Source organism: Amycolatopsis pigmentata, assembly GCF_042684065.1.
Classification (GTDB): Bacteria; Actinomycetota; Actinomycetes; order Mycobacteriales; family Pseudonocardiaceae; genus Amycolatopsis_E; species Amycolatopsis_E pigmentata.
The window spans coordinates 1-21,568 of the sequence record NZ_JBHUKR010000010.1; the positions used below are offsets into that span (position 1 = coordinate 1).

Annotated in this window: 23 protein-coding genes and 1 pseudogene; 8 read left to right on the top strand and 16 right to left on the bottom strand. The window is 65.8% G+C overall.

The genetic code is table 11. From position 1 onward, the window contains the following. From ACFSXZ_RS21915 to ACFSXZ_RS21970, 12 genes and pseudogenes are all read right to left on the bottom strand, one after another. A pseudogene (locus ACFSXZ_RS21915) lies at positions 1-184 on the bottom strand (hypothetical protein); the annotation flags it as partial. 47 nt (positions 185-231) lie between these two features. Further along, complete coding sequence (locus ACFSXZ_RS21920) at positions 232-687, bottom strand: pilus assembly protein TadG-related protein (protein WP_378267012.1); 456 nt, start codon at positions 685-687, stop codon at positions 232-234. Beyond that, a complete protein-coding gene (locus tag ACFSXZ_RS21925) occupies positions 684-1,211 on the bottom strand; it encodes a TadE/TadG family type IV pilus assembly protein (protein WP_378267013.1) in 528 nt (175 codons plus the stop codon). Before ACFSXZ_RS21925 ends, ACFSXZ_RS21920 begins: the two co-directional genes overlap by 4 nt. A gap of 4 nt (positions 1,212-1,215) precedes the next feature. Further along, positions 1,216-1,605: a TadE/TadG family type IV pilus assembly protein gene (locus ACFSXZ_RS21930; protein ID WP_378267014.1), complete on the bottom strand. Its 390-nt coding sequence runs from the start codon at positions 1,603-1,605 to the stop codon at positions 1,216-1,218. Positions 1,606-1,712: 107 nt separating this feature from the next. After that, a complete protein-coding gene (locus tag ACFSXZ_RS21935) occupies positions 1,713-1,901 on the bottom strand; it encodes a hypothetical protein (RefSeq protein ID WP_378267015.1) in 189 nt (62 codons plus the stop codon). Between the two features lie 31 nt (positions 1,902-1,932). Beyond that, a complete protein-coding gene (locus ACFSXZ_RS21940; RefSeq protein WP_378267016.1) occupies positions 1,933-2,826 on the bottom strand; it encodes a type II secretion system F family protein in 894 nt (297 codons plus the stop codon). Positions 2,827-2,831: 5 nt separating this feature from the next. Continuing rightward, on the bottom strand, positions 2,832-3,764 hold the full coding sequence (locus tag ACFSXZ_RS21945) for a type II secretion system F family protein (protein ID WP_378267017.1): 933 nt from the start codon (positions 3,762-3,764) through the stop codon (positions 2,832-2,834). Continuing rightward, positions 3,761-5,233, bottom strand: a complete 1,473-nt coding sequence (locus ACFSXZ_RS21950; protein ID WP_378267048.1) for a CpaF family protein — start codon at positions 5,231-5,233, stop codon at positions 3,761-3,763. Before ACFSXZ_RS21950 ends, ACFSXZ_RS21945 begins: the two co-directional genes overlap by 4 nt. A gap of 35 nt (positions 5,234-5,268) precedes the next feature. Next, positions 5,269-6,003, bottom strand: coding sequence for a chromosome partitioning protein (locus ACFSXZ_RS21955; protein ID WP_378267018.1), 735 nt, complete (start codon positions 6,001-6,003; stop codon positions 5,269-5,271). A 164-nt stretch (positions 6,004-6,167) separates the two neighbouring features. Then, complete coding sequence (locus tag ACFSXZ_RS21960) at positions 6,168-6,875, bottom strand: SAF domain-containing protein (RefSeq protein ID WP_378267019.1); 708 nt, start codon at positions 6,873-6,875, stop codon at positions 6,168-6,170. 105 nt (positions 6,876-6,980) lie between these two features. Further along, positions 6,981-7,463, bottom strand: coding sequence for a hypothetical protein (locus tag ACFSXZ_RS21965; RefSeq protein WP_378267020.1), 483 nt, complete (start codon positions 7,461-7,463; stop codon positions 6,981-6,983). A gap of 563 nt (positions 7,464-8,026) precedes the next feature. Continuing rightward, positions 8,027-8,452, bottom strand: a complete 426-nt coding sequence (locus ACFSXZ_RS21970; RefSeq protein WP_378267021.1) for a hypothetical protein — start codon at positions 8,450-8,452, stop codon at positions 8,027-8,029. Between the two features lie 439 nt (positions 8,453-8,891). On the opposite strand from ACFSXZ_RS21970, the gene ACFSXZ_RS21975 reads away from it, so the two are divergent. The 3 genes from ACFSXZ_RS21975 to ACFSXZ_RS21985 all read left to right on the top strand — a co-directional run bounded on the left by ACFSXZ_RS21975 (position 8,892) and on the right by ACFSXZ_RS21985 (position 11,430). Continuing rightward, positions 8,892-9,530 (top strand): prepilin peptidase, encoded by a 639-nt coding sequence (locus tag ACFSXZ_RS21975; RefSeq protein ID WP_378267022.1) that lies wholly within the window; start codon positions 8,892-8,894, stop codon positions 9,528-9,530. A 92-nt stretch (positions 9,531-9,622) separates the two neighbouring features. After that, positions 9,623-10,195 (top strand): TetR/AcrR family transcriptional regulator, encoded by a 573-nt coding sequence (locus ACFSXZ_RS21980; RefSeq protein ID WP_378267023.1) that lies wholly within the window; start codon positions 9,623-9,625, stop codon positions 10,193-10,195. A gap of 65 nt (positions 10,196-10,260) precedes the next feature. After that, on the top strand, positions 10,261-11,430 hold the full coding sequence (locus ACFSXZ_RS21985) for an MFS transporter (protein ID WP_378267024.1): 1,170 nt from the start codon (positions 10,261-10,263) through the stop codon (positions 11,428-11,430). Positions 11,431-11,668: 238 nt separating this feature from the next. On the opposite strand, the gene ACFSXZ_RS21990 is transcribed toward ACFSXZ_RS21985, so the two are convergent. Both ACFSXZ_RS21990 and ACFSXZ_RS21995 read right to left on the bottom strand, forming a co-directional pair. Beyond that, complete coding sequence (locus tag ACFSXZ_RS21990; RefSeq protein ID WP_378267025.1) at positions 11,669-12,598, bottom strand: phosphotransferase; 930 nt, start codon at positions 12,596-12,598, stop codon at positions 11,669-11,671. After that, positions 12,595-14,196: a hypothetical protein gene (locus tag ACFSXZ_RS21995; RefSeq protein ID WP_378267026.1), complete on the bottom strand. Its 1,602-nt coding sequence runs from the start codon at positions 14,194-14,196 to the stop codon at positions 12,595-12,597. The genes ACFSXZ_RS21990 and ACFSXZ_RS21995 overlap by 4 nt, the downstream gene beginning before the upstream one ends. Before the next feature lie 716 nt (positions 14,197-14,912). Between ACFSXZ_RS21995 and ACFSXZ_RS22000 the strand changes: the two genes are divergently transcribed. Then, positions 14,913-15,419: a GntR family transcriptional regulator gene (locus ACFSXZ_RS22000; protein WP_378267027.1), complete on the top strand. Its 507-nt coding sequence runs from the start codon at positions 14,913-14,915 to the stop codon at positions 15,417-15,419. A 433-nt stretch (positions 15,420-15,852) separates the two neighbouring features. On the opposite strand, the gene ACFSXZ_RS22005 is transcribed toward ACFSXZ_RS22000, so the two are convergent. Both ACFSXZ_RS22005 and ACFSXZ_RS22010 read right to left on the bottom strand, forming a co-directional pair. Then, entirely contained in the window at positions 15,853-16,551 is a 699-nt protein-coding gene (locus tag ACFSXZ_RS22005) for a hypothetical protein (protein WP_378267028.1), read from the bottom strand. A gap of 514 nt (positions 16,552-17,065) precedes the next feature. Beyond that, positions 17,066-17,347 (bottom strand): hypothetical protein, encoded by a 282-nt coding sequence (locus tag ACFSXZ_RS22010; protein ID WP_378267029.1) that lies wholly within the window; start codon positions 17,345-17,347, stop codon positions 17,066-17,068. Between the two features lie 871 nt (positions 17,348-18,218). On the opposite strand from ACFSXZ_RS22010, the gene ACFSXZ_RS22015 reads away from it, so the two are divergent. From ACFSXZ_RS22015 to ACFSXZ_RS22030, 4 genes are all read left to right on the top strand, one after another. Beyond that, positions 18,219-19,019 carry an ESX secretion-associated protein EspG gene (locus tag ACFSXZ_RS22015; RefSeq protein WP_378267030.1) on the top strand — a complete coding sequence of 267 codons (801 nt, stop codon included), beginning with the start codon at positions 18,219-18,221 and terminating at the stop codon, positions 19,017-19,019. A gap of 99 nt (positions 19,020-19,118) precedes the next feature. Beyond that, positions 19,119-19,556 (top strand): hypothetical protein, encoded by a 438-nt coding sequence (locus ACFSXZ_RS22020; RefSeq protein ID WP_378267031.1) that lies wholly within the window; start codon positions 19,119-19,121, stop codon positions 19,554-19,556. A gap of 7 nt (positions 19,557-19,563) precedes the next feature. Then, positions 19,564-20,103, top strand: a complete 540-nt coding sequence (locus ACFSXZ_RS22025; protein WP_378267032.1) for a DUF3558 family protein — start codon at positions 19,564-19,566, stop codon at positions 20,101-20,103. A gap of 11 nt (positions 20,104-20,114) precedes the next feature. Further along, positions 20,115-21,542 (top strand): hypothetical protein, encoded by a 1,428-nt coding sequence (locus ACFSXZ_RS22030; RefSeq protein WP_378267033.1) that lies wholly within the window; start codon positions 20,115-20,117, stop codon positions 21,540-21,542. The last annotated feature ends 26 nt before the right edge of the window (positions 21,543-21,568 follow it).

A 21,568-nucleotide genomic window follows, 5' to 3' on the forward strand; every position in this document is an offset into this window, starting at 1 on the left:
GCTCAGCCACTACAAAAGACGCGGATACCCACTCACCTAAGTGCCGTTGCAGTACTAGTTGGTCGGCAATCGTCGCCCGGCGCTGTGCCAGTTCACCGACTCGTTTGGCCGTAGCCGACCTTTTCGCGTTACGAGCGGCATCACTCTCGTGGACGCGCCGTTCGATTTCTTCGGGTGTAGCCATGCGGTTCCTTCCTGATGCGTCGCAAGAGATGCGAGCGACGACTGCGGTCATGGTGAGATCGTCACCACCCCGCGTTGAGGATGAGCGCTTCCGCTTCCATGGACGGTGAGGCTGAAAATCCCCACCATGCTCAGCAGCTGAGTGTTCTGAGACGCCGTGATGGTGACGATCACGGTGTCGCCGGAGGCGGTCACTGTTCCCGATGCGTCCACGGCGGCGAGGTAGGCACGGGCGTCGGCGACGGCCTGCGCGGGAATCAATTGCATGGCGCCGGTATTCCGGTAAGCGGTGAGGTCAATCGCTTGGGCGCCGGCACGAGCAGCGGCCTCGGCCTCTCCGTTGGCCCTGACCTTGGCCGCCAGCGCCAGGCCACCGTCGAGGGTGAGCCCGGCCAGGGCCAGGATCGCAGTGACAAGGACGACGACGAGGGCGGTGACTCGGCCTTCGTCGGCCTGCCACCAGCCCCGCCAGGTCGCTCCCGCGTGCCGTTGCGGGCGGCTCATGAGCCACCTCCGCTAAGCCCCCGCCACCTGTCTATCGGCTCGATCGCGTTGGCGGATAACCGTTTCTGGCTGATCCCGCCGAGGATGAGCGCTTGGCTGATATCAACGGTGCACGAAAGGGTCACGGCGACCGTGCCGCCTGAATGCATGCCGTCGGTTGCGGTGTCCACAGACAACGACGCACACGTGAGCCCCGCCGCAGACAGCGCGCTGGCCGCAGCCGACCGGGCTGCTCCTGTCGCGGTGACGGGAGTGCGTTCAATACTGGCGGCGCGTGCGGCCTGGTGTGCGGCGTCCTCCACCCGCAAGCGCGCGTCGACGCCTCGGTGGATGACGACGGCGACGAATACGAGCAGCATGACCAAGAACGGGGCAACGAGCGTGACTTCTGTGGCGACAGAGCCGCGGTCGGCGCGCCACCAGGTCGCCCACCACCGCAGGCAGCGTTCCCATCTCAGCGGATGTCCTGGGACGCCGGACGACGGTGTCGCAGCGGTGCGCACAGGGTTCGAGTTCGCGGCCATCGGGTCACCCTCCGCTGGCCAGGTCTGGCACGAACCGCTCGACCGGTCCAGCCGCCTCCGCGCGTACCGGCAGGCGCAAGAACGGGATCACCGAAGTGGCGTTGCCGATGATCCGGATCGACGCCGAGGTCGCTGTGCGGCCCGCGCTGACGTTGATGTCGGCCAGAGGGCCGCGCGCGAGTTGGTCGAGCATTCGTTGCGCATCCACACGGCCTTCGTCCGCACTGCCATTCTGAGCTCGCACGACGGAAAGTCCTTGGGAGGCAGCGGCCTGGGCGATGTGGGTAGCATGTGACCACAGGGCGAACTGCACGATCGCCAGCAGCATGAGGAGAAGTAGCGGTGTCGCGATCACCAATTCGGCGGTAACCGAGCCACGGTCGCCGCGCAGCAATCGCCGTAGGAGGCCCGCACGCCCATACTCAGGCCGGGCACCGCACCGCCAGTCAGCCACGTCACTGCTCAGGACACGCTGCTGTATCTGATGCTTGCGTGTCATGGCTACATCTCGATGCTGCTCGCTTTGGCGGAGACCTTTGCGACCACGACCGCGATGATCGCGAGCGCGGCCACGACCAGCAGTGCGGTCACCAAGACCGTTTCGGTCGAGTAACCAGCATCCGGTTGCTGGCGCAGCAGGTCCCACCGCGCCTTCAACGTTGTCCACAACGCCACCAGGTAGGGCTGCATTGTGTTCTCCTTCCTTGGTAAAGGCCGAAACTTAGAGTCCGGTTAGGACTTTCACGAGCCCGGGATAGGCAATGAAGGCTAAGAACCCCAGGAACAGCAACATCACCGGCAGCGACATCCGTTCGGTAGCGGCCTGCGCCTCGCCTTCGGCGTCGGTGAGTTGATGGGTGCGAAGGGCGGAGGCTTTCGCGGCCAGCGAGGTGCGGACCTTGGCGCCCTCGGTGCCGGCCAGGCTCACTGAAGCGGCGAGCTCGGACAGTTCGGTGACATCGAGCTCCTCCCCGAGCTGGCGCAGCTTGGCCCACGGCGTCGTGCGCATCAGCCGTGCGCTATCCAGGGCTCGGCGGATCTGCTCGAATGCCCAACCTCGGCCGACAGCGACAGAACCGGTCAGTGCGCTGTCCACCCCGGCGCCTCCAGCGAGGGTGATCCACACCAGGTCCAGGTAGGCGGACAGAGCATGCCGAAAATTGGTGCGTAGCTTCGCCGCGTCCGACTTCGTCTGCACATCGGGCAGGACGAACCCAATAACGGCCAGCACGACGCCGCCGACGATCGGGAGCTCGATCCCCAGCGACAAACCACCGAGAACGAGGAGTAGTTGCACCACGACCGGCGCGACCAGTCCGGTGATCGCCAGCGTGGCTTTCTCCGCCAGATGCGTCGCGACCGGTCTTCCGGTCACGGCCAGCTCGCGGGTCAGGCGCTGGCCGGGCAGGCCCAGTGCGCGCAACGGGGTGACGAAGGGGCGACCCAGCTTGGCTGCCCAACCGGTGTCTTCGGTGGCCAAAATCGGCTCTGGTGCTGACAGCTTCGTGGCGTGTGCCAGGATCGTTCCGAGTGCGGGGCGTGGTGGGAAGAGCCAGACCGCGAGCGACCACAGGCCGATGCCGAGTCCTGCTCCAAGAGCGAGCGCGGTGATCATGATGGTTACACCTGCCTTTCGGCTATGGCCGGGCCCTGACCGGCAGCGGTGCTTACTTCTACGAGGAAGCGTTCGGGTTCGGGGACGGCGGCGATGCGCGCCAACCATGCGATGCCCGACGAAAACAGCACGCCGATTCCGAGCAGGACAATTTGTCCGGTGGTCGAGTCATACGCGGAGAGGTAGCCACGGTTGAACAGCACGACGGCCACGGCGAAGGTCAATGTGGTGCCCACGATCACCCGCACCGAGGTCCGTGTGCGGGCGCGGCCGGCCTCGACGCGCATCCGCATGGAGGCTTGTTCACGGGCCGCATGGGCCAGCGAACCGAGCAGGTCGGAGAGCTGACGGGCGTGCTGCTCGGCGGCGAGCAAAAGTGCGGCGATCACCAGGTCGCCGGTGGGGTCGGCGAGCCGGTTGGCGAGTATGCGCAGGGCATGCGCGAGTCGGTCGCCGTTCTCGATCCGGGCGGCGAGTTCGCCGACCTCGCCACGGATGGCTTGTGGCGCGAGCTGCGCGGTGGCGAGGATGGCCTGTTCCAGACCTGCGGCGGCGGAGAGCGTATCCCGCAGCATTTCGGTCCAAGTCGCGATCGCTTCGATCCGGGCCACGCGGCGAGTTTGTTCGGGTTCGCGGCCGACGAGGCGGGGCAAGGCCCAGACCGCCAGTCCTGCCAGTACGGAGGCGGCGATCCATCCGGTGGCCAGCCCGATCGCCACACCGACCGCGAAGGCCAAGGCAATCCGTAGTATCCAACGTCGGTCCTGCGTCGCGACTGAAGCCCGCTGGGACCACAGGCGACCGAACGGCCCGGGCCGCCGGTTGGGATCTACTCCGCGCCAACCAATGATGACCAGCAGCAGGCCAACACCCGCCCCCAGCCCCAATACGGCTGCGAGGACGGTGGTGGCACTGATGGTGATGTGTGCCGGGGTCATCGGGGCCACCAGCCTTCCGGCTCCGCCAGCACGCCGGGGTCGAATCCGACATCGACCAGGTCGTCGAGGGTGTCGGTACGCAACGCTCCGGCAACCGGGCGCGCGCGTCGGTCAGCACCGGGTCGGTAGACCTCGTTGGAGATCACCTGTGGGCCGTCTACGCCGACGACCTCGCGGATGGAGGACACCACGCGAGTCGTTCGGTCGGCGGCCCGGGCGAGGTGCACGACGAAATGCACCGCGGACGCCACAAGCAGGTTGGTGGCTTCCAACGGAAGACGTTCGGCGCCTTGGGCGGCGTAGGAGGCGAGGCGGGTGAACGCGATTCTCGAGCTTGAGGCATGCAGGGTCGCCATGCTGCCGTCGTTGCCCTGGCTCATCGCGTTGCACATCGGGATGACCTCCGGGCCGCGGATTTCGCCGACGATCACCCGGTCCGGGCTCATCCGCAGGCCCCAGCGGACGAGTTCGGCCTGGGAGATCGCGCCCTCGCCTTCGACGTTGGGTTCACGGGCTTGGAAGGCGGTCACGTCGGCGTGGATGCTGGGATCGCGTTGCAGCCCGAGTTCGAAGGCGTCCTCGATCGTGACGACGCGTTCCATTGGGTCCATTTCGGACGCGAGCGCCCGCAACAGCGTGGTCTTACCCACTCCGGTGCCGCCGGTGACCAGGGTGTTCTTGCGTGCCTTGACCAACGACCGGAGGAACTGTTCCAGGCCGGGGTCGAGGGTGCCGCGTGCCCGCAACTGCGGGAGGGTCACGGTGAGGTACCCGTGCCGGCGGATCGACAGAGAGGTCACTCCACCTGCCGTGACTCCCATCGCCGCGAACAACCGTTCCCCTCCGGGGAGTTGAAGGTTGACCGCCGGGGAACCGTAGTCGAAGCGTCGTTCCTGACTGGAAGCACGGGAAGCGAGCATCCGCACCAAGTCGGTCAGTTCCTCGTTCGACGAGGCGATCGGTGCGACGTGGGCACGGCGACCGTCTGCGTATTGGACAAAGACTCGGTCGAACCGGTTGGCGTTGATTGTCTCCACGGCGGGGTCGTCCAGCAGTGGTTGCAGGCCGGCCATCCCGAACAGCTCGTTGATGACCTCGCCGATCACGCGCTGCTCGGCCTCGCGGCCGACGAGTGCACGGTCGGCCATCAGTTCGCTCTCACTGTGCGCGAGAACCGCCTCGTCCAGAATCGCGCGGGCCAATTCGCGGCGAGCATCCGTGTTCACCGGAGTACCGGTACGACGTTGCAGCGTGTCCACCCGCGCCGGTAGTTCGGTGCCGAGCGTCTCCCGGAGGTGCTGGCGAAGGCGCCCTACGGCCTCGGTGTTCGGCCTTGCTTCCGTGGAGACGACCTGCGGTGGGAACGGGCCATCTGCGTAGTGCGGAGCGGGTTCCTGCGGCCCTGACTGGTCAGCGGTCGTAGGCGGTTGCCGAGGGTCGCGGCGAGGTTGTCGGTGGCGTGGGAGCAATGGAACAGGCGGCGGATACCCATTGTCGGTGCCGGTCATGACGTGGTTCCCTTCCCCGAGGTTCCAGTACGTGGGCCGGGCTCGAATGGCGACGCAGGCCGTAGCGCGCTTATCGAGACCGGGTTGACGGGTACGTCGGGGACCGTCCGCCCGAGCAGCATGGGTTGGCTTTCGGCGGGGCCCTGGCGTGGCAGAGCGGCAAGTGATGTTCGGTCGGCGATGACGGCTTTGGCGACTTTGTGTGCGACCTGTCCCAACGCGGAATGGGCAGGGCCGCTGCTGCGCCCTCGTAGCGTGGGCCGTCCGCACAAGACCGCCGCGCCGCGTGGATCATCCGGTATCCGGCCAAGCGGCGGCACACCCAGCTCGCGGGCGACCTCGGTTGGCGAATAGCCGTCCCCCACCAACAGCATGGCCGGGCTTGGGGTCCAGCGGCCTAGGCTCGTCAGCCGGCGTGCCAGGTGCGCGAGGTCGTCCGCGTGAGCACGAGTCAGCAAGATCATCGCGTCGGCCGAACGTACGATCGGAAGGGCCGCAGACCCCGCGTCGATCCGGCCGCAGTCCGCGATCACCGCCGTCTCCCACCTGTTCGCGGCGGCCCGCAGGATTCCAGCACCGGTGATCGGGTCGACCAGTGCGGATAGCGCGGCCCGCGCACGGTCGGCGTCCGACGGCGCGGCCACCACGGGCAAACCACCCGGAAGAGCCTGCGCGTGCTGCCACAACAACTCCGGGTCAGCACTGCGCCGCGTGGCCGACGCCAAGCTCACCAGCCCTGGCGTCGACTTTAGGGAGAACCTCGTTCCAACGTCTCCGCCGGAGGGGTCGGCTTCGATCAGCAGCGCCTGCGCAGGCGCTGGCCATCGCGCAGCGAGTGCGACCGAGAACGTGGTCACCCCTGGCGAGCCTTTCACCGAGACCACTACGACCAACATCACTCGCCTCCGGAAAGCATCACGATCGAGAGCTGCCCTGCGGTCACGGCGGCGATCTGGAGGGCAGCAGCCTGGCTCAACTGCACCGACACCACGCTGGTTTGCTGGTTCGGCGACGACGTGACCGCGGCGACCACCGCTGGCCACACCGACATCGCATCGGGGCTCGGAGGACTGGCCATGGCTGTGCCTGTCTGACCCGGCACGAACACCACCGAGACATGCGAGCCCGGCGATACTTGCGGCGGGAACTGGCCCGCCTTCAATGGCAAGGCCGCGATCGCTTGCCCTGCTGCGGGAAGCCCGGCTCCGCTGACCGCGTCACGAGTGAGTAGCGCTCCGGCGGGCAGGCTTACCGACAACGTCCTGCCCACCAATCCGGCTGCCTGGCGGACGTCCACGACGGACACCTCAGGATCGACAGCGACGTTGACCTGCTTGAGATCTTGTGGCATCAGCACCTGCCCGACCGATACCGGTCGCGCCAGTGCCAGAACCGATTCCCTGTTGCCTGAGTTCAGAGACACTACGGCGAAGGCGGCGGCGCAGGCCAGCACGAGCAAGACGCCCAGCAGTAGGTGCGGGATGCTGCGCCGCCGTTTCATTGCCCGCAAGCGCGAGGCGGCCTTCGGGCTGGCCGTGGTCCATGGGGCATCGGTCGACGTCGTGGGTCGGCTGGTGTCCGATTGAGTGATGTTTGTGGTCACGCTGGCACCTCCGGGCATGGGGGTAGTACGCCGCGTCGCCGGGTTTCGACGAGCGGAGAGAAATTCGGTTTTGTCTTTTCGCTGCGGTGGGACCGGGTGCTTGGGTTAGCCTCCGCCGTTGTTGAGGGCTTGAGCCTCGGCGACGCGGAAGGCCGCGTTGCCGGTGGCGGTCATGTCCGGGAAGGTGCCGCTCTGGCCTGCTCCGGACCAGGCGACTGTCCAATGCACCGTCGCGGTGACCGGGAACGCTTGTCCCATCTGGCTTGCCGAGGACATCCGGTAGGTGTGCCCGCAATCCGGTGAGGAGGCGATGGGGTCGGTTCCGGGCCGGAAGGGAGTGCCCGCTCCGGTACAGGTCACCGTGCTGTCATCACCCATCGACCATGTCACCGACGTTGGCGTCGCCACCGCGGTCACGGATACCCCGGGTACTGAGGCGGTTGCCGAGACCGGCCCCCAACCGCTGGACAACCACAGCCAGGTCGGCAGGTTTACCAACTGGTCCCCGGCCGGGTTCGCCGCGATCGCCGGTGTCGGCAACCGCAACTGCTTGCGCGCCATCGTCGCCAATTCCGCAGGCGAGGGCAATTGTGTAGCTCCCGGTTCCTGGCCGTCAGGAATCCACACGGGCGGCCGGTACACCGCGTCCGTACCGACTCCCGGGCCAGTGCACTTCCACACGTACCAAGAACCGGATCGTCCTGGTGTCGGCCCGGCCGCCGACAACGCACCCACGGCGGGCCGCGCTACGGCGTCGGAGCGTATGAGGACCGCCTCCTGCACAACGAAACCAGGCCTGAGCGGACGGTGGTATGCAGCGGTGACGACGCCGGACGGAGGCTCATAGTCGCTTTTGACGTAGGAGCAACTCGCCAGATTCGGTTTGCCACCGTTAATCGTGTCGCCAGGGCTTCCGGCGTTGTTGCCGCCGCTGGATGTGCCTGCCTCTTGGTGGCCGGGCTTGCCGTCGTGACCGGGACTGCTCCCTGACGATCCGCTATTACCGCCCTTGCCCGCGCCGAGATCGCAGACCGGCGCCGGCATCTGCTGGCACTTTGTGCTGCCGAATCCATCGTCGGCCACGGCAGGGGTGGTGCCGCACAGGCCGCTGATCAGAACAAGGCCGGTGACGACTGCGATGCCTTTCGGTCTCAACATGTCGACACCTCGTGGACGCCGTACTCGGTGACTTTCCACGATCCGTCCGACTGTTTTTCGACAATTGCGTTGACCAAGTGCCGCCCGCCAGGGGTGTCGTCAGCGAGTTGTCCGTTGTCGGCCTTGTACTTCAACCAGCGGGTCGCGTCCGCGCAGTCTGTGACCACTATCTTGCGTGGATCACCCGGAGGGTCCACGGAGGACACTGCGGGCTGAAAAGTCGGCTGTCCCTTGGTCACGAGGCCGTTGTAGTGGTCGGCGTACAAGGCGCGCGACATGTTCGTCAGTGCGGTGCCCGTCGCGTATTGACCGAGCTTGGGAGAGCGCCAATCCGATGTTGCTCCGGCGTCGACGAAGTCCTGCCACATGCCCCGGTACACCGTCAGTGCGTCTTTCCTGGCCTTGTCCTCGATGGACATTGCGGTCGACGAAGGAGCCGAAATCGATGTTTGCGCGCTTGGTTGTGTCGCCCCAGACATGGGGGCGGTTGCGGTACCGGAATGACACGAGGTCACGCTCGTCACCGTTACGCCGCTAACCAGTATGGCCGCCACGCGGCATCTCGCGGGGGTCACGACCTTGCCACCTACCACAATCCACCTCCGAACAGCCGAGACAATCGTTCAACATCAAGTGATGTTCAACACGTCTACACCACTGCCCCCTACCGACTGCAAAGTGTGCAAGCACTGACTTTGAAGTCGGAATGGGCGTATGCAGGAAATCTTCACCCGGTTCGGTTACGCCCATTCGGGTCCACGGTCGGCGTGCGCAACACTGGCTCATGGTGACCAGCGTTTTTCGGGAGCAGCGCGGGCCAGATTGCCCGCTGATAGCCGCTGACGGCGGTGGCCGCTGATGTCTGTCGTGGTCATCGCGTCGTGGACGGCTGTCGGCCTTGCCGTCGGGTGTGGGCTGGCGGCAAACGTCGAGCGGCTACTGACCACGGCCCTGAGCGGTCCGTCGAACACGGACATGGTGGTCCCGCTGGTGACTGCGCTCGCGTTTGGTGTTCTCGCCGGACGCTTCGGTCTCCAGTTCGACCTGTTGCCGTACAGCGTTCTCGCGGCCTTGGGGGTCGTGCTCGGGTTGATCGACCTCATCGAGCAGCGACTGCCCAGCGTGCTCATCTACTCCGGAGTCGCCCTCATCGGTGCTCTGCTGGCGACCGCGGCGGTGGCGCAATCCCGAGGATCGGAGTTCGGGCGCGCGCTGGCCGGCATGGTGGTTCTCGCGGCTTTTTACCTCGTTCTGGCGGTGGCTTCTCGAGGAGGACTTGGTGCAGGAGACGTGAAGCTGGGCGGCTTACTCGGGCTGGCGTTGGGTTGGCTGAGTTGGTCGGCGCTCGTGGTCGCCACGTTCCTCGGGTGGCTCACCGCCACGCTGGTCTGGCTGGCCCTCTGTTTGATCGGACGGAGACCGAACGATTTCGCGTTACCCATGGGTCCGTTCCTCTTGCTTGGAGCCTTTGTCACGGTCACCGCTATGCCGACCTGACGTCTGTGGCACACGGCACCTGGGTTCGGACACGGTCCCTCGACGAGCAACGGGGCACTAATTAGTAGTTAGTAACTGGTAACTTGTCGGTCATGGCTGGACGGATGAGTGGAACCGAACGACGTGCGCAGGTGCTGGCCATCGCGGCGGAGGAGTTCGCGGAACACGGGTTGCACGGGGCGTCGACGGAGGCGATCGCGAAGGCGGCGGGGATCACGCAGGCGTATATCTTCCGGATGTTCGGGACGAAGAAAGCCCTGTTCCTGGAGCTGATCCAGACGGCGTTCGAGCGCGTCAGCGACGGGATGCGGGCGGCGGCCGAGGGGAAGACCGGGCTGGAGGCGCTCTCGGCCATGGGCGCCCAGTACTTCGACCTGCTGGCCGATCGGACCGGGTTGTTGTTGCAGCTTCAGGGCTTTGCCGCGTGTGGCGACCCGGAGGTGCGGGATGCGGTGCGGTCGTGTTTCTCGCGGATGTGGGGCACGGCCGAGGAGGGCACCGGCCTGGACCCGGTGACCGTGAAGACGTTCCTCGGGTTCGGGATGCTGCTCAACGCCGGCGCCGCGATGGACGTCGAGCAGGTCGACGCCGGGTGGGCCGAGGGTGTCCGCACCCGGATCAAGCCGGGCCTGTTCGCGCACATCACCACCGCGACGAACCGATGACCGCCCGCACTGACGGCCGCAGCGACGTCTCCGCCCCGCGGAACAGGCGGCTGAGCGTCGCACTGGTGTGCACAGCGTTGGCGGGAGCGGTGATCGGCAGTGTCGGAGCGCCCCTCATCACTGCGGTCGCCACGGGAATGCACGTGTCCCTGGATGCTGCGCAGTGGACGTTGACGGTGACCCTGTTCAGCGGGGCTATCGCGGGCCCGGTGCTGGGCAGGCTCGGCAGCGGCCCGTACCGCCGTGTCACGATCCTGGCCACACTCGCCCTGGTCATGGCCGGTGGACTGCTGACGGTGCTCCCGCTTCCGTTCGCGGCGTTGTTGATCGGACGCGGATTGCAGGGGCTCGCGGTCGCGGTGGGGGCACTGCTGATGAGCGTCGCCCGCACACACCTGCCACCGGAACGCTCGGCATCCACGATCGCCGCGTTGTCGGTCGCAACGACCGTAGGCATCGGGGTTGGCTACCCGGTGATCAGCCTTCTCGACCAACTCGCAGGCCTGCGCGCCGCGTACGGACTCGGGCTCCTCCTCTCCGCAGTCGCGCTCGCCATCGCCTGGCGGACCCTGCCCGTTGAGGCGCCCGGGGACCCGCCCCGCATCGACATCGCCGGCGCATTGCTTCTCGCTGTGGGCGCTCTCGGGATCCTGTTGGTCATCGCCGAACCCTCGATCTGGGCGACCACCTGGCTGGCCGGTGGCATCGTCGCCGGTGCCGTCGCGGTCCTGGCTGTGTGGGCGTTTATCGAACAGCGCGTGACGATGCCGTTGGTGAACCTTCGGTTGCTCGGTCACGGGCCCGTTCTTCGCGCGAACCTGGCGATACTCGTGGCAGGGACAGGTCTGTACCTGCTGTTCAGCCTGTTCACCCGCTACGTGCAGACCCCCACCGGCGCCCATTACGGGTTCTCCCTTTCCGGTGTCGCCGCCGGAGCGGCACTGATCCCGTTCTCGCTACTCGGGTTCCTCGCTGGAAAAGCAGTGCCGCGTCTCATCGCGCGCATCACCGAAGGATGGACCTACATTCTCTCGATCATGATCGCCGGCGCCAGCGCACTGCTGTTCACGGTCGGCAACCAGTCGCTGATCCTCGTCCTCGCTGCGATCGCCCTCCTCGGCTTCGCCGTCGGAGGTGTCTTCGCGGTGATGCCCAGGCTCGTCCTCGTCGGTGTGCCCCAGGAGAAACGGCCAGCGTGCTCTCGATCAATCAGATCGCCCGCAGCATCGGAATGAGCATCGGCAGCGCACTCACTGGCTTCCTCCTCGCTACCGCCACCCCGAACGGCGCCACGCTCCCCACCCAAAATGGCTACCTCACCACCGCGCTATGGGCACTACCCCCACTCGTCGCCAGCACACTCATCGTCGCCACAAACAAATGCTCACGCCGACAAGTGCAAGGGACAGACCTAGTTCAAGCATCAGCAACGTCCTGACCCGCAACAGCCAGGCCGTCCTGCCACGCAGCGTTTCAGAATTCTCTCCACGGGGCGGCGTCGTCATTCCTGATGCCGTCGATCCGTTGCCGTAGGGCTTGCGCGAGCACGGGTTCGGTGGCTGCCCGGCGAAGCGGGCCAGCGATCTGCACCAGGTCCCGCATGGCCAGGAGAGGGACATGCCCGGGCCAGCGAGAGAGGTCGTAGCCGTAAGCATCTGCGAACGCTTGTGCCCAAGCAGGCCCGCGTCCGTAACGCCGAGCCGCGTGCAAGGACGGGATAAGGTCGATCTCACGGGGACCCCAGCACACCGAATCCCAGTCCCCGAGGACGGTGCACTCGGGGCCCTGAGCGTGGTTCCAGAGCAGGTTGCCCGCCCACGCGTCGCCGTGGACGAGGCCCCACCCCAGGGGCCAGTCCAGGCCGTCGAGTTCGCGGCGGACATGCCGGATGTGGTCCAGCAACCAGCGCTGGTCCTCGGAATCCATCACAGTCAGGATGGACGGGGCGCACAAGGCGGTTTCGAGCGATGACAGCGGGGTCCACCGCGGCAATTCGATCGTCGGGCGCGGCATGTTGTGGAGGCGGCGGACGAGTTCGCCCAGGTGTCCGGAAGTCGGCCGGTGACCGTTGTCGCGCTGAGGGTAGTAGATCCAGAACGTCGCCGTTGTCGTCTCATCGACCGCAATCGGCTCGCTTTGTGGAAGCGGGGCAGTCGCGGGGAAATCGTGGTCATCGACGAGCCAACGCGTGATGCCGAGACTCGTCGCCGCGCGGTTCGGCACCTGTGCCCCCTGTTGCAGGCGAGCGACCGCGTTCTCAGCGGGGAGCAGATACACCGCGTTGTCGTACTGGTGGATCAGCCGGGCGCCGTGGGCGTCAAGGTCCGCGAGTTCGCAAGCTCGTCGGATGGTGTTTCTCAGCTCGGGGGTTTCGTAGCCGTTCTTGGTGGGATTGTCCTTCACGAACCGAGAATCTCACGCGGTTCCAGGTCGTAGCTTTCGATGGCAGTACGGACGTCACTAGCGAGTCGTGATCCTCGATAGGGCTGTTGGGTGAGGGTCGACGCCAGCGTCGAGAGCGGGTTGCGTAGCGGCTCGATGCGGAGGCCAGCCGGTAACGCCAGGACCGGCTGGATCGCTTCCCGCATGCCGTCGAGGTCGTTGGTCGTGAGCCGGGCGGCCGCGACATCGAGCCACGCCAACGCGAGATCGCCGTACGAACTCTGCTCAGGCGGACCGCTGGTGTAGCTGGCGATCGCGGCAAGTGCGTCGCGCTCGGCCGAGTCACATCGCCCGAGCAGCAGGTTGACTTCTGCGGAGTAGAACTCCTGTTTCGCGTCGGGGAAAGACAGGATGCCGCCGATGTCGTCCAGGTCGGCGATCTCCCCTCCGCCACCCACCTGTGCACGGGCTTCTCCCGCCGCAGTGAGCGCTGCACATGCGCGCTCGCGTTGCCCTGCGCGCGCGGCGATCCTGGCCTCGTAACTGGCCAGGCGCACCGCGGCCGTGCCGGGGACGCGCGATCGCGCAAGCTCTTCGCTGGCCGCGCGCAGGTGGAGCAACGCTTCCTGGGGCCGGTTCGCCGCCTCGGCAAGCAATGCCCGGGTCCCGAGTGCCCATGCGTGGAGTTCCACGTGACCCGCTTCCCGGGCGCACAACTGCGCGAGTTGCGCGTGCGTGACGCCGGACGACCGGTGCCCCAGGACATGGGAGGCGTGGGCGAGCACAACGCAGGCCATGCCGGTCAGCGCGTACAAGTCCCGCGACCGTCGCAACGGCTGGTGCTCGTACAGGTGTCCCAGCAAGGTGGAGCGCAGGCGGACCAGCCGCGGGAACAAGGAGGCGGCAGGCTGGTGGAGGAACAGGCCGCTCAGCTCGCGGAGCTGGCTACCGTAGATGTCGATAGTCGTTTCACCCAACTCCCTCGACTCCGTCCAAGCCGCGAAGTCACGCGATTGATCAGCGGCGGCCAAGACGAGGTGGTCGAGGTCCTGATCAGCCGTGACGTCATAAAGGATGTTGTCTCCGCGGGCGGCTCCGGTCCCTGGGCCACGCTCGTAGGGCCCGGCGGGGACCGACCTCGAAGCGGAGTGGGCAACTCCCGGATTCCGGCGAGGAATCACGGCGTGCTCTGCGTCGGTCGCCGGGGTCACGGGTGACGGAACATGAGTGGCATGCAACACCACTTGATCCCTGCGGGACAGCTTGTCCACGTCCGCGCGCGCGATCAGGCGATGCGGCGCAGTCCCGTAAACCACGGCCAGTACCGCCAGGTTGTAGGCGGTCGGTGTCTTCGCGCCCCGAGCCACCGGCCATTGCTCAAGCTTGGAGATCAAGCTGGCATCGACCCGTGCTCGATCATCACCGATGACCTCGTTATAACGAACCGCCGCCTGCATCTGGGTGAGGCCGGCCGCATAGCGATATGCGGCGAGCGGCGTGAACTGCCAGCGAGCTCGGAACTCGTCTGCCACTTCTTCGATCGCGCTGCCTCGAGCCAGCATCATCGACCGTAGCTCGTCCCGCTCGCCTTTACCGCCGGATTTTCCTAATCGTCCCACTTCCCCTCCTGCCACCAGTTCACGAAACCAGCGTGGCGTGTCGGCGGTGCTACATCAAGGCCCTGTGTGAAAAATTCTCTTGCACTACGGTCAAAAAATGCATGACCGCAGGTGTGCATACGCAGGTGAACGCCTATGCGTGTGTTCGTACAAGGGTTGGATATCCGGCCCGTGACCCGTGTCGGATTTAAGGGTTGTCTGATAACCAGCCGTTGACACCACCTGAAAGGAAAATACGTGAGAACGAGAAGCTTTGACAACGAACCGTGTCTCGGAGGTGGTTTGGCCCTGCGCACGCGCATGCGTGTGATGCCGATGGCCCGACGACTGGCCCGTTCGGGTTGCCAACGCGGTCTCGGCCAATGGACGGTGCGTTGCCGCGACGGGCGCGGCCGCCGGGCGCGCTTGACCATTCACCTGCATGAACACGGAATCATCCTGACCACATCGTCGCCAGGCCCGTGGTCGTTGGCCCCACTCGACGCCGGACGCTTGCGCGGAGCTATAAGAGACGCCCTGCTCTGCTTCAACCAAATGACGCGACTCCCGAACAGCGGAAAGCACTCGACTTCAGCCATCGACGGATCGCGTTCTCCCCCGACGAGTTCCCTCGAACGCCCGCCGTCACCGCGAACAGCACACCCCGTCGACGGCCGGAACGGACACCCTTTGGATTTTGCCGCAAACACCCATTACTGATTAGGAACCCGTAACCTATGTCTGTCGAAGCCCACCAGGAGCACGCCACGTGCGGGCCGCTCATGAGCCATGAGATCGACCGCGATAACACGATTGGCTACCTCTATATGCAGGTCGCCCAGCATCTTGCGCGACGAATCGCAAGCGGGGACCTGCCAGCGAACAGGCGGTTACCCGCCGAGTTGCAGTTGGCGCGAGAATACGGCGTCTCGCTCGGCACCGCGCGGCATGCGACCGAGGTTCTCCGGGAGCAGGGAATCGTAATCACCGTTCGGAGTAAAGGCACCTTCGTCGTGGCCCGGCCTGAGGCCGAGGGTGACTCCATGGAAGACCAGCCGCACGCCAGCCGGTTGTCATCGATACGGCAACTCGACAAAGTGACACCGCCGCTGGACGACTGCCCGCCTCAAGCACCTTTGCCCTCACCTCAGAACCAACCGCGCGAGACCGACAGCGCAGCGGCGCGGTGGATCCCCGCGCAGGGCGGCGCGGCCAATCCCGGCATGGCCAGCACTAACGGGTGAGCAACGCCCAAACCCGTACGGGCGCCGGGGCCGATGTCGGCCGCACCGCCCTTGCCCGCACGGTATGACCACGCCCACCAGCATCTGATCGCCGCCGACGGTCTTCCCGCGGCCGAAACCGGTCCGCTCGCGGCTGCAACCGGACGGTCGACCGTCGCAGTGCTGGGGGCTTTATGAACGGGGAGACGCGCCCATACCCTCCCCCAGGCGCGTCTCCCCGTTTCTCTACACACCAACAGACATCGCGTTCCCGAGCCATCGACGCCGATGGTCAGTCACTGACACCTTGATCATTCCTGATGGAACCTGGGTACGAAGCCGGTTGCCGTCTTGATCGTTGAGATCAGACACATTACGAAGGGTATCGACTTTGTCGAAGTGATCGCCGATGGCGACTTGACCCTCAATACCGCGTCACCCCGCCCTGCCATGATTACTCGGGGACAGACTGTTTGGTAAGGGGGTATTCCGGGGCTTTCGCCCAGTCGATGGTTTCACCCATCTCCTCGGCGACCAGGGTTGCGATATGACGTGCACCATAGAAGTACAGGCGAGCGCACGAGATGGCGCCGGTAAGTCCAATCGAGTGGCGTCCTCCGGGCTTCGCCCTCAGGACACTGCTTGCGGGCGTGCTGCTGACGTTCTTGATAGGCCCTGGCCAGACCTCACTGCGCCAGCCGCTGGCAAGTCCGTGAGTCAGACAGTGGCGGACCTCCATCCAACCATCTGCTCGTGAGACTGCCTGGTCCCAGCTGACAGTCTCGGTCGCCGGGCGACCGTTGACGCCGGGGATGTTCCAGACCCGCAAGGAAAAGCCGTCTCCCACGCGGGTGGCGATAGATGGAAGCTCTGCGGAAATTTTGGAGGCGAACAGCCTCACTGTGGGGTTATTGATGGTGATTTTCTTTGCCACTTGCGCGAATCCGTGGCCCCGCAGAAGTAGTACTGTGGCAAGAAATTCCTCGACAAATCCCTCGAACGCGGCGATGACCGAGAGTGTGACAGCTGGTGCGAGCGCCGCGTGGTTTCCGGATCCTCCCGCCGTGCGTGGGTGCAGCGCGATAAGTCGTTGCGACACCTCAAGAGACCGGAAGTACTTGTCCGCTGCGGATTGCAGCTCTGGTGAAAACACTTACATCCTCCGTATCCACGCAGCTCTCGCCACAAGATGCGTTACCGTCGTGTTCTTCGCTCCCATTTCACCCGAAATATAGGCTATAGCCTATGGAACTGCCTCCGTAACGGTGTTTCCGGCCCGACAGCTGGGCGCGTGCTCGGGGGATGGGCGCGGTCCGGCCCGAAGTGACTGCTCAAGCGGTTGACCAAGACTGTACTGGAAGCGGCGCTGGAGGCGGAGATGACCGTGCATCTCGACCAGCCAGGCTCCGGCACCTACGGTCCTGATCGATCACTGAGGTGGTGGATCAGTCCGCGTCGCTGGCGCCGCACAAGATCTGGGCAGCCTGATCGACCGCCTGGTCTGCGGGGACTTCTTCGCCGATGATGCTGGCTGCGCGACTGTTGTGCGCCCGGCCAACAGGAAGAAGATCACTCTAACGGCAGCGTCTCGGCGCGGCCAAGCGCGCAGCATGCGCTGGGAGATAGGCCGTGGGCGAGGGCAATATACCGACAAGAAGATGCAGCGTTCACGATTGCTCATACCGCGCGCGACGCACTCTGTTCGTCAAGAATCCGACAGGAGATTCGGCTCCGACCGCGAGCCACTCAAGGGTGTGCGGCTCCAGTTCGACGACCGCCTCTCGGAGGAGTCCTTCCATCTTGCGCGCGTCGCCATGCCCAGCCGAAGCGAGTACAGCGGCGAACCTGCTGAAATCTTCAGAACTCAACACCGCATACGCGGTGTCCACGGGCAACACCTCTTGAACCAGTTCAGCCACGTACTCGTCGCGATCATCTTGATCGGTCACTGACGACCTCCTGCACCTGAGCCCAAGGACGCGGTTCAGACCACCGCTTCGTGCACCAAACACGATGGCAGAGCTTATCGACCGACGAAGCAACAGCAGGAGGCCCGTGGAGCCGGGTTATCTGCACGTAGACGTTTGGCGCTCATGCACGGCCGCCCTGCAGGCAACCCACAGCTGCGTTGATCAGCACTTTTCCGCCGAAGCGTGCCTGAGCCAAACCTTTGAGCACCACACCGTAGCGGACTGGCTGCCGTCCCCTCGCACGGTGTGAATCACGCCCACCAACGTCTGAACGGCGCCGGCGATCGTCCCGCGACCGGAACCGGGCTGCCCGCGGCTGCAACTGGACGGTCGACTGTCCCGGTGCTCAGGGCTTACGAACCGGGAGACGCACCCCGGATCCCCGCCGAGGTGCACCGACCGGAGTCTGTCCCCGCGCTTCCCCACCGTCCAGTTCCCATGAGCCCGGGGCCCAGCAGATCGCTGGGTCATCCGTGAACGCGCAAAGGCTCAATGGGTCCACGCATCGAGATCGTGGGCGCCAGGTCAGCCGCCCACGGCCGAACCTGGCGACGCCAGCGCGTCGAGTCCCAGTCGTGCCGGGGAAGATACAGAGGAATCCCGTAAGGTCGCGGTGGACGTCAACGGCCCACCGAGCTATCTCGTCGAGGCGCTTCTGGCCGGCGCGGAGTGGCGGGCCGTGGCCCCTCGGGCTATCTCGACCGCAGGAACGAGCAAGGGCGTCGGCCCGGAGACGGTTGGTGTAGACCGCGTCTTGCCGCGCCCCACCGCACCCTACTAGTGTTGCGCTACGACGTGACTACTGAACGTGATCGCGGGATATATTGGTCATCGCGGGGGCGGGGCTTTGTTGAGGTTCGATGCTGATCTGACCGAGTTGGACATCCTGGGTGAGGATCTCGGTCTTGGCCGCCCTGTTCACCCGTATGAGATCCCGTATGTGAGCGCGAGTGGTGCCGACCGTGCCGCGCAACGCGACCGGGTGCATCAGCGGCTCCGTCGGGACGGATGGCTCTCCCGTAGCGGCATCCTGCGCGCGGACATCGAAGACCTGTTGCGCATTTGGGCCGAGCCCGAGGTTGTCCTCACCCAGGTCGCGACCGTGGTAGAGGGCGACGGTCAGTTCCTGTACCGAGGCGGGTGGCGTGGCCACACGGGCGTCCTCACCAACCAGGAAGGCACCGTCGTGTCCTTCGAGGAACTCCGTCCGGCTCAGGTCATCGACGAGATGGTCCGATTTCTCCCCCACTGGAAACCCATCGACGGCGCACCGGTGACCTACGTCGACGGCGGCTCCTCCCAGCCCCGCCGGGTGGCCCCCGAGCCGGAGAGGGAGTTCTTCAGCGGCATCGACGCGACCCCGCCGCGGCCGTCAAGCGCTCCTCCCGCCGCAGGGCGGTTTTTCGCGTCGCCGGTCGTGCGGGCCGGGCTCATCGCCTGTTCGATCCGCGAACCCGGCACCCGCGCCAGACCGGGCCGGGAGGTCGAAGTAGGGGCGCTGACCTGGTTCGACACCACCGAGGGCCGGTTTTTCGTCACCGCTGAAACCTTGTCCGACGGCGTCGAGCGGCACACCATCACCCCTGCCGACCGCGCCCGGATTGCCCAGTGGCTGCGCGACCGCCTGAACCGGGAACGCGGCGGCTACTGAGTGCGTCGAAGCCCTGACACCGCGGTACGCCGCTCGGTATCGTGACCTTGCGCGGTACACCGCGATCATCGGAACCAGCCGGCGGGGAGGACGGGCACGATGGCTGACGACACCACGGGCGGCGGCCTCGGCGACATCGCCACAAGCGTTTTCGGCGGCACGGAGCAGGTGACGAGCTTCGCCGACACCGCCCAGCACTATCTCGACATGGCGAAAGCAGGTGACTGGGCCATCGACGAAGAAACCGGAACCCACCTGCGCGGCGCTTTCGCCTACGCACTGAAACGGCTGGCTGAGGTTGCCGCGAGGACACACCGTCTTGAACAGGCCCCCAAGGTCGGCAGCGACACCTACGCCCAGCAGGTGTCGCAGCACATGCTCGCGTCGGTGAACTCCGACGAGCGGTCCCTGCTCCCCGTGTTCAGCACGCTGCAGGACGGCCTCACAAAGTGGCAAGAAGCGATCGATACGGCCGTCAAGCACTACAACACGGCAGATGAGGCCGCCACAAAGCACTTCGGCCCGTTCAAAGACTGAGGAACACGTGACCACCAAAACTAGCACCGTCGGCCGAGTAGCCGTACTTGCGACCGTCGCGGCATTAGGCCTGACCGGCTGCTCCAGCACGACGCCCGGGACCGCATTCCCGAGCACCGGTGCGACCAGTACGGGCACGACGACTACGGGCAATGCGAACGTGTTCAGCGCCTTGAACGCGTGCCAGGTTCTGGATCAACTCCTCACCGGGCAAGGCTTCGACCCCGGAGAGAACATAAGCCGGCGCAATGAATGCGACGCCTCGAAACTGAATTTTGGCACATACAGCATCGCATTGGATCCAGCGCGAGGGCTCAGCGAATATAGGACCGAGAACTCGGGTGCGATGACCACGACCATAAACGGCCGAAACGCCCTGCAAGCCAAACCGAGTGCTGCTATGTGTGAGTTCGCGCTTGAGGTAGGCCAGCACGCGCGAGCATTGGCCACGGCGACTATGGCGGAAAGTACTGCCAATGCGCAGGCGTGTCCGAGTGCGAAGCAGTTGGCGGAGAAGCTTGAGCCGTTGTTGCCGAAGGACCAGTAGGGAGGGTCGTCGTGACGCAGCCGGGTGGGGTGCCGGAGGGATATACGCCGCGGAAGTACGAGTCCGAGGTCTACGCCGAGGTCACGGCGGCGAACGCGAAGAAGAACGTGTGGCTGGACCCGGACTGGCATGACGCGGCCACGGTGGCGGGCCAGTACTCCACCAAATCAGCGCAGGTGTTCGAGCGGAAGCTGGCAGCTGCCGGCGGTGGTTACCGGCCCGGTCTGGACTCCTCCGATGTCGATTACCGCGCCATGCCACACGAACGGCTGCAGGCGATGGTGCGCGATGGGGCAAGCGCCGAGGAGGTCGACGAGCAGGGCCAGGTCGTCAACGACCTGGGGAATGTGTTCAAAGAGCTGACCGGGACCATCCAGCAGGCCGTGTCCAAAGAACAGGCCGGGTGGCAAGGCCACGGCGCGGAAGCCGCCTTTGCCGGGCTCGGTGGTCTCTCCAAGTGGCTTGATTCCTCCGGCGACGCCGCGTTCCTGACGGCGAACCGCTACTCCCAGACCTCGGCAGCGATCGCCAACGCCCAGCACACGATGCCCGAACCGGCCGGGCAGACCGTGCTGCAATCCATGGCCCAGGCGCGCCAGCAGCTCTCCAGCGGAGACTTCCTTGCTGCGATGCAGACCTACAAGAACGCGCAGACGCAGGCGAATGTGGCGTTTCAGGCCCAGCAACAGGCCGCCGCGGTGCTGACCGCTCGGGACCAGACGTTCTACGGCACCGGCTCCACACAGCCGATCTACGCGCCGCCACCACCCCCGGTCACACCCGCCCCGGCTGCTGCGGCGTCGTCGCCGGGCAGCTCGGTTGGGGGGTCGAACGCGGTGATTCCGCAGGTCGGCCGGACCACGGCCGCGAGCGCGTTCACACCATCGGCGCCGGCGGGCACGAGCGGTAGCAGCCCGGTGCCGACGGCGGGCAACCCGATATCGGGCGGAAGCTCGACCGGCGCCAACCCCGTCAGCGGGACTCCGGTCAGCGATCCTCCCGGTGGATGGAGCCGGCCGCCGGGATCGACACTGAACCCCGGCTTGGACGCCGGACTGGTCTCCACCGTGGGCGGCACCGGTGGCGGAGGTGACATCGAACGCGGCGGTTCCGGCCGTTCCGGCGGCTCATCCGGGCGCGCCGCCGGCCGCGTGCCCACAGGCGGCACAACCGAAGAGCCAGGTGCCGGCAAGAAAACCGGCACAGCCGAGCCGGGCGCCAAAGCAGCAGCCGAAGCCGCCCGCAGCGGCGCGGCGGGCAAGACCGGCAAAGCCGGCACCAGCGGCATGCCCGGCGCCGCGGGAGGCAAGAAGGGCGAGGAAGACAAGGAACACAAACGACCGGCCTACATCGTGGACGACGACCCGAACGAAACCTACGGCCTCACCATCGAAACCGACGAGAACGGTAACAAGATCGCACCACCCGTCATCGGTTGATCAAGTCGGGGCCGCACGTCGTGCGA

Bases quoted from the DNA above. Each gene is read 5' to 3' on its own strand.
- ACFSXZ_RS21920 (WP_378267012.1), bottom strand. From the start codon at position 687: ATGAGCCGCCCGCAACGGCACGCGGGAGCGACCTGGCGGGGCTGGTGG.
- ACFSXZ_RS21925 (WP_378267013.1), bottom strand. From the start codon at position 1,211: ATGGCCGCGAACTCGAACCCTGTGCGCACCGCTGCGACACCGTCGTCC.
- ACFSXZ_RS21935 (WP_378267015.1), bottom strand. From the start codon at position 1,901: ATGCAGCCCTACCTGGTGGCGTTGTGGACAACGTTGAAGGCGCGGTGG.
- ACFSXZ_RS21940 (WP_378267016.1), bottom strand. From the start codon at position 2,826: ATGATCACCGCGCTCGCTCTTGGAGCAGGACTCGGCATCGGCCTGTGG.
- ACFSXZ_RS21945 (WP_378267017.1), bottom strand. From the start codon at position 3,764: ATGACCCCGGCACACATCACCATCAGTGCCACCACCGTCCTCGCAGCC.
- ACFSXZ_RS21970 (WP_378267021.1), bottom strand. From the start codon at position 8,452: ATGTCCATCGAGGACAAGGCCAGGAAAGACGCACTGACGGTGTACCGG.
- ACFSXZ_RS21975 (WP_378267022.1), top strand. From the start codon at position 8,892: ATGTCTGTCGTGGTCATCGCGTCGTGGACGGCTGTCGGCCTTGCCGTC.
- ACFSXZ_RS21980 (WP_378267023.1), top strand. From the start codon at position 9,623: ATGGCTGGACGGATGAGTGGAACCGAACGACGTGCGCAGGTGCTGGCC.
- ACFSXZ_RS22000 (WP_378267027.1), top strand. From the start codon at position 14,913: ATGTCTGTCGAAGCCCACCAGGAGCACGCCACGTGCGGGCCGCTCATG.
- ACFSXZ_RS22020 (WP_378267031.1), top strand. From the start codon at position 19,119: ATGGCTGACGACACCACGGGCGGCGGCCTCGGCGACATCGCCACAAGC.